This window comes from Peterkaempfera griseoplana, assembly GCF_001418575.1.
Classification (GTDB): domain Bacteria; phylum Actinomycetota; class Actinomycetes; order Streptomycetales; family Streptomycetaceae; genus Peterkaempfera; species Peterkaempfera griseoplana.
In genome coordinates this window covers 1-13,743 of sequence record NZ_LIQR01000227.1, presented here as the reverse complement: position 1 = coordinate 13,743, position 13,743 = coordinate 1, and the positions used below count along the sequence as shown (strand labels likewise).

General features: G+C 74.7%; 13 protein-coding genes. 5 read left to right on the top strand and 8 right to left on the bottom strand.

Annotation, left to right across the window (positions count from 1 at the left end; all coding sequences use genetic code 11):
* The coding region (locus AOK09_RS17895; RefSeq protein WP_169797041.1) for a tetratricopeptide repeat protein at positions 1-706 on the top strand (706 nt) is incomplete at its 5' end.
* Positions 707-834: 128 nt separating this feature from the next.
* On the opposite strand, the gene AOK09_RS17890 is transcribed toward AOK09_RS17895, so the two are convergent.
* A complete protein-coding gene (locus AOK09_RS17890; protein WP_055588211.1) occupies positions 835-1,542 on the bottom strand; it encodes an SDR family NAD(P)-dependent oxidoreductase in 708 nt (235 codons plus the stop codon).
* Positions 1,543-1,645: 103 nt separating this feature from the next.
* Between AOK09_RS17890 and AOK09_RS17885 the strand changes: the two genes are divergently transcribed.
* Positions 1,646-2,485, top strand: a complete 840-nt coding sequence (locus tag AOK09_RS17885; RefSeq protein ID WP_055588213.1) for a helix-turn-helix transcriptional regulator — start codon at positions 1,646-1,648, stop codon at positions 2,483-2,485.
* A 72-nt stretch (positions 2,486-2,557) separates the two neighbouring features.
* On the opposite strand, the gene AOK09_RS17880 is transcribed toward AOK09_RS17885, so the two are convergent.
* A complete protein-coding gene (locus tag AOK09_RS17880; RefSeq protein WP_055588210.1) occupies positions 2,558-3,478 on the bottom strand; it encodes a DUF2797 domain-containing protein in 921 nt (306 codons plus the stop codon).
* Positions 3,479-3,527: 49 nt separating this feature from the next.
* On the bottom strand, positions 3,528-4,037 hold the full coding sequence (locus tag AOK09_RS17875; RefSeq protein ID WP_055588209.1) for a MarR family winged helix-turn-helix transcriptional regulator: 510 nt from the start codon (positions 4,035-4,037) through the stop codon (positions 3,528-3,530).
* A 102-nt stretch (positions 4,038-4,139) separates the two neighbouring features.
* Between AOK09_RS17875 and AOK09_RS17870 the strand changes: the two genes are divergently transcribed.
* A complete protein-coding gene (locus AOK09_RS17870; protein WP_055588208.1) occupies positions 4,140-4,547 on the top strand; it encodes a VOC family protein in 408 nt (135 codons plus the stop codon).
* On the opposite strand, the gene AOK09_RS17865 is transcribed toward AOK09_RS17870, so the two are convergent.
* The 4 genes from AOK09_RS17865 to AOK09_RS17850 all read right to left on the bottom strand — a co-directional run bounded on the left by AOK09_RS17865 (position 4,492) and on the right by AOK09_RS17850 (position 8,906).
* Positions 4,492-5,379, bottom strand: a complete 888-nt coding sequence (locus tag AOK09_RS17865; protein WP_063795990.1) for an ATP-grasp domain-containing protein — start codon at positions 5,377-5,379, stop codon at positions 4,492-4,494. The genes AOK09_RS17870 and AOK09_RS17865 overlap by 56 nt on opposite strands.
* Positions 5,376-5,735: a hypothetical protein gene (locus AOK09_RS17860; RefSeq protein ID WP_055588207.1), complete on the bottom strand. Its 360-nt coding sequence runs from the start codon at positions 5,733-5,735 to the stop codon at positions 5,376-5,378. Before AOK09_RS17860 ends, AOK09_RS17865 begins: the two co-directional genes overlap by 4 nt.
* Positions 5,736-6,017: 282 nt before the next feature.
* Entirely contained in the window at positions 6,018-6,950 is a 933-nt protein-coding gene (locus tag AOK09_RS17855; protein WP_055588206.1) for a helix-turn-helix domain-containing protein, read from the bottom strand.
* Positions 6,951-7,079: 129 nt separating this feature from the next.
* Positions 7,080-8,906, bottom strand: coding sequence for a phosphatidylglycerol lysyltransferase domain-containing protein (locus tag AOK09_RS17850; RefSeq protein ID WP_245687341.1), 1,827 nt, complete (start codon positions 8,904-8,906; stop codon positions 7,080-7,082).
* A 276-nt stretch (positions 8,907-9,182) separates the two neighbouring features.
* Between AOK09_RS17850 and AOK09_RS17845 the strand changes: the two genes are divergently transcribed.
* Both AOK09_RS17845 and AOK09_RS17840 read left to right on the top strand, forming a co-directional pair.
* The gene (locus AOK09_RS17845; protein WP_055588205.1) at positions 9,183-10,268 is read left to right on the top strand and encodes an alpha/beta hydrolase; all 1,086 of its coding nucleotides are present in this window, start codon (positions 9,183-9,185) and stop codon (positions 10,266-10,268) included.
* Positions 10,269-10,326: 58 nt separating this feature from the next.
* Positions 10,327-11,958, top strand: a complete 1,632-nt coding sequence (locus tag AOK09_RS17840; RefSeq protein ID WP_055588204.1) for an APC family permease — start codon at positions 10,327-10,329, stop codon at positions 11,956-11,958.
* Positions 11,959-12,217: 259 nt separating this feature from the next.
* On the opposite strand, the gene AOK09_RS17835 is transcribed toward AOK09_RS17840, so the two are convergent.
* Positions 12,218-13,743, bottom strand: a 1,526-nt coding sequence (locus AOK09_RS17835) for an MFS transporter (RefSeq protein ID WP_079063171.1), incomplete at its 5' end; no start/stop codon positions are given.

Here is a 13,743-nt window from a genome sequence, read left to right as displayed (position 1 = left end):
GCGGGGCGAGACCTGGCCCGTCGCACGCCGCGGCTGGTCCCTGCACTGCCTGGGGCGCGAGGACGAGGCGCTGGCCGCGCTGGACGAGGCCCTCAGCGGTCCCGAGCCCTGGTGGTACGCCTTCTCGATGCGCGGCTGGCTGCGCTGGCAGCGCGGCGATCTGGTGGAGGCGGAGGCCGACTTCGACCGGGCGATCGCCGGCGTCCCCGGCGACGCCGCACAGGCGGACCCCTGGGCCTGGACGGGGCGCGGGGTCGTCCGCGCCTACCGCGGCCGCCATGACCAGGCCCGGGCCGATCTGCGGGAGGCCATCGCCCGCGGTGATCTGCCGATGGCTCCGCAAGTGGCCGACGACCTGGCCGAACTGATCCGCGTCCACCTGGGCCGGGACCGGGCCGCGGTCACCGAGGGGCTGCGTTCCTTGTCCATCCTCAGCAGACAGGTGCGCTGGCCGGGCCTCCACGAGCATGTGGGCGCATTCCTCGCCCACCGCCCCAGTCCCCGGCTGCTCCTCGCGGCGCTCGCGCTCGCCCGCCGCGCCAACGCCGAACTCCGCGCCTACCGTGGCCGCCACCAGCGGTTCGCCGCCCTACTCGTCGAGGAGATCTCCCGCGGTCTGCGGCTGCTCCAGGCCGCAGCGCACCGGCCGCCCTCGGGCCCTCCGCAGCCCCTCGGGGAACCCGGATCCGGCCCCCGGACCTTGTGATCCGGCCGAAGCCCCGGCCTTGTACAGCGCACCGGCCGGCGCAGGCCGTCTGCGGCACCGTGCGGGCGGTGCGGACGTTCCTGACCACCGGTCAGCAGCGGGCAACGCCCGGCCCGGCCGCCCCGCCGTCACCAGGGGATGGGCCCCTCGACGTCGAAGTAGCCCCCGGTGGGCCCGTCGGGGTCGATCTGCGCCATCCGGACGATGATCTCGGCGCCCTCCTCGACGGTCTGCGTACCGGTGTGGGCGTTGAGATCCGTCGCCGTGTAGCCGGGCTCCACCGCGTTGATCCGGATGCCCGGGAACGCCTTGGCGTACTGCACCGTGACCATGTTGACGGCGGTCTTGGACGCCGGGTAGGCGACCCCCGGATAGGCGTAGGCGGGTGTGCCGGGAGTGGTCACCCCGGCCAGCGAGGCAAGGCCGCTGCTCACATTGACGATCACCGGACGGGCGGACCGCAGCAGCAGGGGCAGGAACGCGCGGGTGACGCGGACCAGGCCGAACACATTGGTCTCGAAGGTCTGCCGCATCATGTCGGCGGTCAGCTCCCCGGCGCCGATCACACCCCCGTCTGGTGTACGGCTCTCGATGCCCGCGTTGTTGACCAGGACGTCCAGGCCGCCGTCGGCGGCGATGCTCTTCGCGGCGGCCTCGACCGACGCGTCGTCGGTGACGTCGAGGAGGACCGTCCGCGCGCCCAGCCGCTCGGCGGCGCGGCGTCCCCGTTCGGCGTCCCGGCTGCCGAGGTAGACCGTGTGGCCAGCCTCGACGAGTCGGCGGGCGGTCTCGAAACCGAGCCCCTTGTTCGCTCCGGTGATCAGTGTTGTCGTCATGCCCCCAGACTCCGTCGTGCCCGGGACGTCAGCCAGTGGCCCCGTCTTCCTGGGACTGCTGGTACCAGGCAGCCCGGCGTCCCCGCGGTGCACACTGGTGGGCATGGCGACAGCGGAGTTCGGACGGGCGGTGCGCCGCTGGCGCGACCGCCTCCCTCCGGGGGAGGCGGGGCTCCCCGCCGCGGGCCACCGCCGTGCCGCGGGGCTGCGCAGGGAGGAGCTGGCGCTGCTCGCCGGGATCTCCGTCGACTATGTCACCCGTATCGAGCAGGGGCGCGCGACCAGTCCGTCGACGCAGGTCGTCGAGGCGCTGTCGCGGGCCCTGCGGCTGTCGGGCACCGAGCGGGCGCACCTGTTCCGGCTGGCCGGGCTGGCCCCTCCGGGCCCCGAGACGGTGCCCGCGTACATCACCCCCAGTGTGCAGCGGCTGCTGGACAGGCTGACCGGGACGCCCGTCGCGGTCTACGACGCGGCATGGACGCTGCTGATGTCCAATCCGCCCTATGCGGCACTGATGGGCGACCCCTCCGGGTGGCGCGGCCACGAGCGCAACGGGGTGTGGCGGCAGTTCCTCGGACCGGGCACCCGGGCCCGGCACACACCGGAGTACCGGCGCGTGTTCGAGGCCACGCTCGTCGCCGACCTGCAGGGGGCGGTCGGCCGCTACCCGGCGGACCGGGCACTGCGGCGGCTGGTCGCCGAACTGCTCGCCAACAGTGAGCGGTTCACGGAGCTGTGGAACTCCGGTGCCGTGGGCCGCCACGAGGCCGCACGCAAGATCATCGACCATCCGCAGGTCGGCCCGCTCACCCTGGACTGCGACGTTCTGACGGTCGCGGGCAGCGACCTGCGCATCATGATCTACACCGCCGAGCCCGGCACTGAGGACGCCGAACGCCTCGCCCTGCTCACGGTGCTCGGCACGCAGACGCTCGCGGGGTAGCCCGCGCAGCTGTCCGCCCACGGGGCAACCGGGGCCTCGCTTCTCGGCTCCGCGGCGGCGGAGCCGCGTCCGTCAGAACAGCTGCGGCTGATCCGCGGACGGTGGCTCGGCGGCCCGCGCCAGCGGCACGTCCGTACGGGCGGACGGATCCCTGCGCAGCGGCCAGCCCGCCAGGTGCCGGCCGTCCAGGAGCAGCCGGGAGTCGCGGTCGCTGTCCAGGTACACATCCGGCCCCACCACCGCGCGCACCACGCCCGCGACCCCGCTGCCCTCCGCCAGGCAGACCACCCGGCCGTCGACCGCCGGTGCGCCGCCGGGCTCCAGGCCGTAGGCGGCGGAGTGGTCGGCCGGTTCGCCCGGCAGCCGGTGCAGTGCCTCCGGCCACCCGGAGAGGGCATGGCAGCGGGCGCCCAGCGCGGTCAGCTCCCGCAGCCGCTCCGCGACCGGCGGCAGGCCCTCGCGTGCGGGCCGCTTGGCCTCGGCCCGCACATGGTCGGGCAGGCCCAGAGCCGCGCCCAGGACGGCCTCGGCGCGGCGCGTGGCCATCAGCGGGCCCCGGCCGATCAGCAGATGGGCGATCGCGCCCTGCTCCAGCAGCCGGGCCGTGCCGCGGGCGACCGCGCTGATGCCGACCTTGACGAGCCCGGCGGTGAAGTAGGCCAGGTACAGGTGGTAGGGCTGCGGGTCGTCGGGGACGGTGTCCGCGGCGACGGACCGGGAGCGGTCCAGCGCCGAGCAGGAGGCGCACTGGGCACGCGTCCCGGTCGGCGGCAGCACGGCACCGGACGGGCAGGGCAGCCGGCCGTGGGACCGCCGCACGCCCAGGCAGCGCCGCTGCACCCCGGCGGTGAAGGCCAGCTCCGCACCGAGCAGCCACGCCCCGAGCCGCTCCCCGTGGCGTCGGTGGTACCAGCCCAGGGCGGGACGGCCGTGGTGCCACCGCACCCCGGTGGACCACCACAGTTCGCCCGTGTCGTGGGCGGACTCCCGCATGCCTCCGATCCTGGCACGCCCCACCGACAGCGCGGCCGGGCGCGGGGGCTCAGTGGCTGGTCGCGCCGAGCAGCAGCCGCAGCAGGCGGTTGAGTTCGGCGACCTCGCCGCCGGTGAGCACCTCCAGCGCCTCCTGCTGCACGGTGACGCCGGCGCCGACCGCCGCCTCGACCAGGTCGAGGCCGGCGGGGGTGAGGGTCACCCGTACGCTGCGCCGGTCGTGCGGGTCGGGGGAGCGGGTGATGTGTCCGGCGCGTTCCAGTTTGTCCAGGCGACCGGTCATGCCTCCGGTGGTGAGCATCAGGGTTGCGGTGAGCTCGCGGGGGGAGAGCGAGTGCGGGGCGTCGGCGCGCCGCAGGGTGGCGAGGACGTCGAACTCGCCCCGGCTGATGCCGTACCGCGCGTAGGTCCGCTCCATCCGGTCGCCCATGGTGCGGGCGATCCGGTAGATCCGGCCGAACGCGGCCATCGCGTCGGTCCGCAGGTCGGGGCGGACCTGGGCCCACTGGTCCGTGATCAGGTCGACGGGATCCGGGCGGGTGGTCGGGTCGCGGTCCATGGCGACAGTCTGGCACACGGTTGCTCCATGGAAAGAAGCTTGAATCTAAGTAGCTTGCTGCTAAGCTATTTCTATTCGATCAACTGCCACCCCGGAGAAATCATGCGCGTGATCGGCTTCGACCACCTCGTTCTCAATGTCGCCGACATCGAGCGCTCCATCGACTTCTACTGCGGCAAGCTCGGCCTCGCACCCGTGAGGGTCGACGAATGGCGCGAGGGGAGGGCGCCCTTCCCCTCGGTACGGGTGAGCCCGACCACCATCATCGACCTCGTCCGCGACCGCCCGGGTCCCGAGGGCGGCGGGTCCGCCGGGCGGCGCGCGAACGTCGACCACATCTGCCTGGTCGTCGAGCCCCTCGACTGGCAGCAGGTCGTCGACTCCGGGGAGTTCACCGTCGTCGACGGCCCCGGCAGGCGGTTCGGCGCCCAGGGCACCGCCGTCTCGCTCTACGTCAGCGACCCGGACGGCAACACCGTGGAGCTGCGCTGGTACCCGGCGCACGACTGACCGGCGGCCCGCCCGGTACGGGACGCAGGAACCTGCGGTCGGCCGGAGCGACGGACCCCAGCGGCCCGGTCGCGCGCAGTACGACATCGAGCACCGCGTCGGGGCCGGCGGTGTAGGCGTGCGCGAACCACGGCATGTTGGCCTCCACCACGGCCCAGTGGTCCGCACCCGAGTCCGGGTCCTGGATCAGGCCGACGTCCACGACGACCGCGCTGGGGAGCGTGCCCCCGCGGTCGGCCAGCAGCGCCGCGGCGAATGCGCGGACCGCCGCCTCGTTGCGCTCGCCGGTGAGCGGGGCCGTGTCGAGACGTCCGAAGCGGGCGTAGCGGCTGCCCGCGTGCACACGGCCGTCCAGGACGAACAGCCGGTACTCGCAGGCGAAGGTGACCACCTCGCTGACCAGCACCGGGGTGTCCGGACCGATACGGTCGCCGGTACGCGGCAGCCGGCTGCCGTCGGCGTAGACGGCAGCCGGGAACTGCTTGTCGCTCGGCGGTTTGACGAACCGGGGGCGCGTCGCGGTCCAGGCCTCCGCGAGCGTGGTCAGCTCGATCCGCCGCCGGGTGAACTCCCGCGGCAGCTCCGCAGCCCAGGCGTCATGGGGTTCCAGCAGCGCCAGACCCAGCGCCGCGGCGCAGCGGTCCGCCGCGAGCGGTCCGCCGTACCAGTGCGCCGGGCGCCCGGCCAGCGCGGCCGCGTCACGGCCGGCGTCGCCGGTCGACGCCACATGGGCCAGCCCGCGCCGCAGGGCGGCCTCGGCCAGCAGTACGCCGGTGCTGGTCCGCTGCCCCGCCGTGAGCAGCACCCGGGACCGGCGGTCACCCGCGCTCATCCGGTGGCCCGGTACTCGTGCACCACCCGGATCGGGCCGACGATGTGCGCGTTGAACTCCGCCAGTTCCCCCGCGGGCACCCAGAGCTCGAGGATCGTCCGCCCGCCGACCTGCCGGACCGGGTAGCGCGCGGCGAACCCGGCATCCACCTCGAACCTGGTGACATAGTCGACCCCGTGGGCGGGCACGTTCCAGTCCCGGGCGATGCGGATCGCGTACTCCTCGTTGAGCACCGGGTAGAAGATGGGCTGCTCCGGCAGCCGCGGCGGCCACTCCCGCCAGCCGGACTGTTCGACCAGCGCGAGCTCCTGCGGTCCGGTGGGACGCCACAGGGTCGTCGTCGCCGTCCGGGTCATCGCGTCCTCCTCGGTCTGCCGCGGTCCGTCTGCGCGCGGATGATCACCGTAGCGGCGGTGCCCGAGGCCGGTCGAACGGGTTTACCGTCTCTCCGGCGGCCGGCGCCTGCCCCGCCGCACGTGCCTCCGCAGCGGCTGCGGGTACGGACGACTCGCGGCCCGGGCCCCTGAGGGACGCGGTGCCGCCCGGACGTCCCGGCGGCCACCCGGCAGGCCGCCGACGGGGGACGGGCCCGCTCACCGGGCATCCCCGCGCCCTGCGCCGTACCGCCGGGACAACCCTCAGGACGAGCGGGCGAGTTGGTCGTCCAGCGCCGCCCGCAGCCACTCCTCGACCGCGCCCAGGGTGGGCCGGGCAGGTGCGGACGACGGGGCGCCGGCGGTCACCTCGGCGGCGAGCGCCCAGTAGCGGTCCATGACCGGTTCCGCGGCCCGCCCGAGCACGGCGCCGAGCTGCCGCCGGAAACCGGGGCTGTCGGCCCGGCCCATTGAGCGGGCATGGGCGGAGACAAAGCAGTCCAGTGCCCCGCCTTCGTGCGGCGCACGTCCGGCCAGCACATCGCCGCAGGCCAGCTCATAGGCCTCGAAGAGGCCGTCGTACAGCACGCCCGGGCGCAGCGCCCGGGCCGGAGGCCGCTCCGCGAGGCAGCCGTCGACGGCGGGGGAGACCAGCGCATGCAGCCGGGCGAAGGCGAGCAGCTGCTCCGGGTGCGGCTCCGAGGGCGGCTGCGGTACAGCGGCGTCGATGACCGCGGACCTCAGCCGGACGGGCAGCCCCGCGGGCAGCACCCGGCGCCAGAACCGCACCATCGCGTCGGTGCCGGGCGGGGACGCGACGGCACCGACCAGACGCAGCCGCTCGGCGCGCTGCCCGGCCGGGCAGTCATGGAGCAGCCGCAGCGCCGCCTCGCGCCGGCGCAGCGCGGCGATGCGGGAGCCCAACTCGCCCAACTGTCGTGCCACCACGTCCTCGAGGGACTCCCCGCGGTCGAGGACCCGGCGCACCTGCGAAACCGGCAGGTCCAGCGCGCGAAGCGAACGGATCAGCTGCAGCCGCTCCAGCGCCTGCGCGTCGTAGCGGCGGTGCCCACCACCGCTGCGCACCGCCTCGGGCAGCAGCCCCAGGTCGGAGTAGAAGCGCACCGTCTTGACCGTGACGCCCGCACGCCGGGCCAGCTCTCCGATGCTCAGCAGGTCGTCCGGGACCGGGACCAAGGTCTGAACCTCCCTCAGGGGCGGCCTCCACCGTACCCGCCGGTGCGGTGGCGGGGCAGGGCCCCTCGAACAGGGGCGGGCCGCCGACGCCCGGCCAGGCCCGGCGGAAGCGGCAGGGACCGGCGGCGGTCAGGCGGCCGACCCGAGGTGCAGCGGCGGTTCCGCCGCGTCGGCCCGCCGGCGCCGCCACCCCACCAGGCCGTGCAGGGCGGGCACCGCAAGGAAGCCCTCGGCGCGGGCACAGGCGAGGCCGACGCGGGGCAGCTCGCTGCTCTTCTCGAACAGCAGATAGCGGGGCTTCCACACCGGCCGGTACTTGGCGTTCGCCCGGTACAGCGACTCGATCTGCCACCACCGGGAGAAGAACGACAGCACCGCGCGCCACAGCCGCAGCACCGGACCCGCACCGAGCCGGGCACTGCGCTCGAAGACGGCACGGAAGACGGCGAAGTTGAGCGACACCCGGTCCACCCCCACCTGCGCTGCCCGCTGCAGCAGCTCGACCACCATGAACTCCACCAGGCCGTTGTCCGCGTCCCGGTCCCGCCGCATCACATCGAGGGAGAGCCCGCGGCAGCCCCAGGGCACGAAGGAGAGCACCGCCCGCAGCGCGCCGCCCACGTCATGGCACTCCACGACCAGGCAGCATCCGTCGGCGGGGTCGCCGAGCCGGTCCAGCGCCATCGAGAAGCCCCGCTCCACCTCGCCCTCACGCCACCGGTCCGCCCGGTCCAGCAGGTCCGCCATCTCCTCCGGCGGGATCTCCCGCTGCCGCCGGATGCGTACGGTGTACCCGGCGCGGCGCACCCGGTTGTGCGCCTGGCGGACAGACCGCACGGCACGGCCCTCCAGGGTGAAACCGGCTCGTTCCACGATCGCCTCGTCGCCGAGCTCCAGCGCGTCGAAGCCGTGCCGCGCATAGACGGTCCCGGCCTCCTCGCCGGCCCCGATCACGGCGGGCACCCAGGCATGGTCCCGGGCCTGCCGCAGCCACTGGTCGATGGCGCCCGGCCAGGCCTCCGGATCGCCGAGCGGGTCGCCCGACGCCAGGGTCACCCCGCCCACCACGCGATAGGTGACGGCGGCCTTGCGGCTGGGCGACCAGACCACGGCCTTGTCCCGGCGCAGCGCGAAGTACCCGAGCGAGTCCCGCTCGCCGTACCGGTCCAGCAGGGCGCGCAGCTGCTCCTCGTCCTCGGTGGTGAGCAGTTTCCGGCCGCGCGGCGCACGGAAGCAGACATACAGCACCAGCAGGAACAGCAGCGCGGCCAGGACATTGATCACGGCGTCCACCCAGCGGGGGGTGGCGACGGCGTCGAAGTCGTCGGAGGACGGCACCAGGGTGACCACCCGCAGCAGGGCGTAGGAGATCTGGTCGCCCAGCGAGGCACCGGCGACCGTGTTGGTGACATTGACCAGCAGGGTGCCCACCACACCCGTCGCGGTGAGTCCCCCGGCGAACACCGCCAGTGCCAGCCCGGGGTTGCACCGGTCGCCCCTCGCCCGGAACTCGCGGCGTCCCGCCACCAGGGCCGCGACGAAGAGCGCGGTCAGGACCAGGGAGAACCAGTTGAAACCGTGCCCGCGGTACTGACCGGAGGTCATCGCCAGGGCGTAGAGCAGCAGCAGCGGGCAGGCCAGCGCCATGTTGAAGAGCCAGGCCGCGCGTTTGCGGCGCCGCATCACCACCGCCAGGAAGCACGCCAGCACCACGGTGACCAGGCCCGCCGTCGCCAGGTACGGGGTGAAGTACTGGCCGGCGTTGTGGTCCCGGACCTCGTCGCGGAAGGACGCCGAGACCACGGACAGCAGATTGAGCAGCGCCATCACCCGCAGATACCAGACCGTGGCCGCCGCAGCCCCCGGCCCGAGCCGCCCCCGCGAGGCGCGCGGAGGGGACTCCTGTCGCGGTGCGGAGGGGCGGCCCGGTGCCGGGCGGGCCCGCAGGGTGGACACGACCTCCACCTTCCCGGCGGTGTACCCGGTTCCGGCCGGCCCGGTGGGCGGTCACCGACCGGGTCGGCGGAGCCGGTCTGGACTCCACCCATTCTCCCGCTCCACAGGCCACCGCGGGAGGGCCGCCGGCCTGCCGCCGGGATTGCGATCATCGAGCCCGCGGCATTGGGTGGAGGGCATGCCGCCCGGTCGTCGCCCGTGTACCTCCCGCACCCGCGGAGCACCGCACCGGCATCCCGCCACCCGGGCGCGCAGGCCCGGCGGAGGGACCGCCGGATGGGCCTGACCAGCGGCGCCTTCCTCGCTGTGCTGATCGTCCTGTGCGTGGCCGCCACCCTGGCGACCGCCCTCCTCGGGAACCGCATCCCGGGCCCGCGCCCCCCGGCCGCGGTGCTCGCCCGGATCGCCATGGTGGCGGTGTGCCAGCTGCTTGCCGTGGCCGTGGTGGCCGCCTGGATCAACAACGCCTTCGGCCTCTACACCTCCTGGTCCGACCTGCTGGGAACCAGCAGCGGCAAAGCGGTGTTCACCGGCCCCGGAGGCGGCGCGGCGGCCGGACCGCCCGGCCCCGCGCCCACCTTCACCCGGCAGGCCGACGGGGTGCTACTGACCCGTGCGCGCGGACCGCAGTCCGGGCTCTCCGGCCGGATCCTGGTGTGGACACCCCCCGAGTACGACCAGCCGGCCTACCGCACCACCGGATTCCCCGTGGTGATGCTGCTCCACGGGATCCCCGGCTCACCGCAGACCTGGTTCACCGCCGGGGAGATGCCCCAGGCCGTCGAGGGCCTGCTGACCCAGCGCCGGGTCCGGCCCTTCCTGCTGGTGGCGCCGGTGATCGACCCCGGCCGGGTCAACACCGACTGCAGTGACGTGGGGGCGACCCGTACCGCCACCTGGCTGGCCCGCGACGTCCCCGCCATCGTCGGACGGAGTTTCCGGACCCTTTCCGGCGCCCGCGGCCGCGCCCTGCTCGGCCTGTCCACCGGCGGCTTCTGCGCGGTGAAGCTGCCCCTGCAGTTCCCCTCGGTCTTCGCGACCGGGGCGGCGATGTCCCCGGACCCGCTGGACGGCGATCCGGCCGCCCTGCCGTCCGCCGCGCTGCGGTCCGCCAACAGTCCGCAGCAACTCGTCCGGCGCAGCCACCCGCCGGTGGCGCTGCTGCTCGCCACCACGCTCCAGGACCGGACCAGCCGGCCCGCGGACCTGGCCCGGTTCCGTCAGGGGGCTCGCCCGCCGACCCGGGTGAGCACCCTGGTGCTGGACACCGGAGGGCACAACTTCGGCACCTGGAAACGGATGTACCGCACCGTACTGCCCTGGCTGAGCAGCCACCTCGCCCATGGGCCGGGCACACCGTGAAGGGCCGCCGCGACCGCGGGACAATCGAGTGCGGGACCACCCCGGGGGGAGGCGTGCCATGGGCACTGCCGTGACCGAGGGCGCCGCCGGGCGTCTGCGCCGCGACGTCGGCTTCTGGGGGCTGCTGTGCGTCTCGCTGGGGTCGATCATCGGTTCCGGGTGGCTGCTGGGCGCCCTGACCGCGGCGACGGTCGCCGGAGCGGCGTCGCTGGTGTCATGGGTGCTGGCCGCGGCGATGCTGGCGTTGCTGGCCCTGGTCCACGCCGAACTCGGCGCCGCCTACCCGGTGGCCGGCGGCACCGCGAGGTTCCCGTTCTTCGCCTTCGGCTCGCTGGCCGGCTTCACCGCGGGGTGGATGGCCTGGGTGCAGGCCGTCACCATCGCCCCGATCGAGGTCGAGGCCACCCTGTCCTACGCGGACCACATCGGCTGGGTGCACGACCATGTGGGGCTGCTGCACCCGGACGGCACCCTGACCGGTGCGGGGCTGCTGGCCGCCGCGTGCTTCATGGTCTTCTTCACCCTGGTCAACATCGCCGGGGTCGGGCGTCTTGCGCGGACCAACGCGCTGACCGTGGTGTGGAAGACCGCCGTCCCGCTGCTGACCGTCGTCGTCCTGATGACCCTGTCCTTCCACGGCTCCAACTTCACCGCGGGCGGGGGATTCGCCCCCCACGGTGCCCACGGGGTCTTCGCCGCTCTCCCGGCGGGCGTGGTCTTCGCACTCCAGGGGTTCGAGCAGGCCGTCCAGATGGCGGGGGAGGCCCGCCGGCCGCAGCGGGACGTCCCCCGCGCGGTGATCGCCGCCATGGCGGCGGGCACCGTGGTCTATCTGCTGCTGGAGGTGGCCTTCCTCGCCGCGATCCAGCCCGCCCGGCTGCTGCACGGCTGGGCCGACCCGGTCGGCAGGGGGGACTTCGGCCCGTACGCCGCCCTCGCGGGCGCCGCCGGAGCCGGCTGGCTGGCCGTGGTGCTCTACATCGACGCGGTCGTCTCCCCGGCCGGGACCGGCCTGGTGTACGTCGCCGCCTCCTCCCGGCTCTCCTACGCCATGGCCCGCGAACGGGCGCTGCCGCCTGTCCTGGCCCGGATCGGCCGGCGCGGGGTGCCTCTGGCGTCGCTGGCCCTGGCCCTGGTCGTGGGGGTGGTCTCCTTCCTGCCGTTCCCCAGCTGGCAGTCGCTGGTGGGCCTGGCCACCTCGGCGACCGCCATCATGTACGCCTTCGCCCCGGTCGCGCTGCACGCGCTGCGGCTGAGGGACACCGGGCGGGCGCGGCCCTACCGCCTGCCGGCCTGGCGGGTGCTCTCCCCGGCCGCCTTCGTCTCGGCCGGCCTGATCGTCTACTGGTCGGGCTACCAGGCCGACTGGAAACTGGGCGTCGTCCTGCTGGTCGGGCTCGCGGTCTTCGCCTCGGTCCGCATCGCCACCCCCCGCGGCCGGCAGCCCTCCCTCCACCTCCGGTCCTCCGCCTGGGTCTGGCCGTGGCTGGGCGGCCTCGTGCTGATCGGTGGGCTCGGCAGATACGGGGGCAGCGGCGCCCTGCCCGACTGGTGGGACCTGGCCGCCGTGGTCGGCTGGAGCCTGCTGGCCTACGGCGTCGCGGTACGGGCGGCGCTGGGCAGCGGGGAGGTACAGGCCCTCGTCCGCGGTTCGGAACCGGACGGGTACCAGCCGCCGCGGCGGCCCTGAGGGCCATCGGCCGCTGCGCTCCCGGCCCACGGCGGGCTGCCGCAGGGCAGCACGGTGGGGCGGGCGGGGCCCGGACGTCGGCGCGGTCGCAGCCACCGCCCCCGGTGGGCAGTGACGCGCACATTCCCCTTCCCGGCCCAGGCACGGCCGCACCGCAACCGGCGCCCACAGAGGGGCCCGCGCGGCCCCGGGCCCAGCCTGCCGGACCCACGAAGTCGGTCGGGGGATCTCGCGGCAGGCCGGCCTCTCCCGGCGCCGGTCACCGGGATGTGCGAGGGCGGGCTGTGATCATCAGCCCGGCCGCCAGTGCGGCCACCAGGACGCTGCCGGCCGCCCACCACAGGGTCGTGGCGCAGCCGCTCAGCACCGCCTTGGAGATCCCGTCGCCCGTCCCCGACACAGGGCCCAGCCGGGTCACGAGGACTCCGGCGAACAGCGCCGAGCCGATCGCCGCTCCCGCCTGCTGGGCCGCGTTGACGGCGGACGAGGCCGCGCCGGGGCGGTGCGGGGAGAAACCGGAGGTCGCGGTCGCGAAAATCGGCACCAGGGCCACACCCGCGCCGAAACCGGCGAGGAGCAGCCCTGGCAGTACCCGGGCCGGATAGGCGCCGTCGGCGCCGGTCAGAAGCACCAGCCCCAGCGCCAGTACCACCAGGCCCGCCACGATCAGGACGCGGGGTGCCATCCGGGTCTGCAGCCGGGCGGAGACCTGCGTGGAGCCCACCGCGAGCCCGGCGACCAGGGGCAGCAAGGCCGCACCGGCCGCGGCCGGGGAGTAGCCGAGGACCTGCTGCAGCAGAAAACTCAGGGACGGCAGAAGGGCGAAGAGTCCGGCGCCCGCCAGGACCATGGCCAGACAGGCACCGAGACGGTCGGCGTCCTTGACGGACGGCAGCGGACGGCCGGGGTCCGACGCCCTGGACCGCCACCACAGGAAGGCCGCGAACAGCGGCGCACCCACCACCAGCAGACCCAGGGCCAGGCCGTCGGACCAGCCCTGCGACCCGGCCCGGGTGAGGCCCCAGCTGAGGGCGACCAGCCCACCGGAGCCGAGCAGCACACCGACCACGTCGAAGTCGGGTTCGCTGCGGGCCGGGCCGTCCTGCGGCAGGGTGAGCGCACAGATCAGGAGGAGCACGGCGACGGGGACGGCGGCGTACAGGGACACCCGCCAGCTGAGGTTCTCCAGGAGCCAGCCGCCCGCGAACAGTCCGAGCGCCGAGCCGCCCCCCGTGATCGCGGCATAGATTCCCAGAGCCCTGCCGCGCTCCCTGGGGACGGTGAAGTCGGCGACCACCACGGCGAGGGAGGCCGCCGTCACCAGGGCGGCGGAGAGCCCCTGCAGCGCACGGGCGCAGAGCAGCAGGAGGGAGCCGCCGGCCAGGCCGCCGAGTGCGGACGCCGCCGCGACTCCCACCAGGCCGATGACCAGCGTCCGTCTGCGCCCCATCAGGTCCGCGGCGTGGCTGCCGAGCACCAGCAGTGCGGCGAGGGCGACCGTGTAGATCTGGACCAGCAGGGACAGCCCGTCCGAGGAGATCCCGAGGGACCTGGAGACGAGGGGGAGGGAGATGGAGAAGGCTCCCGCCTGGAGCACCACCGTCAGTTGCGCCAGGGCGGCCACGGTCAGGCCCCACCAGCGCCTGGGGTTCGGGGCCGTCCGGTCCTGCGGGGAGGAGGCGGGCGGCTGAGGCGCGGACCAGGCGTCGGAGTACGGGCTCGGGGGCGGTCCGAACCCCGGGGAGCCGGAGTACGCCGGGGCCGTCGGGGTGTAGGCCGCAGGCG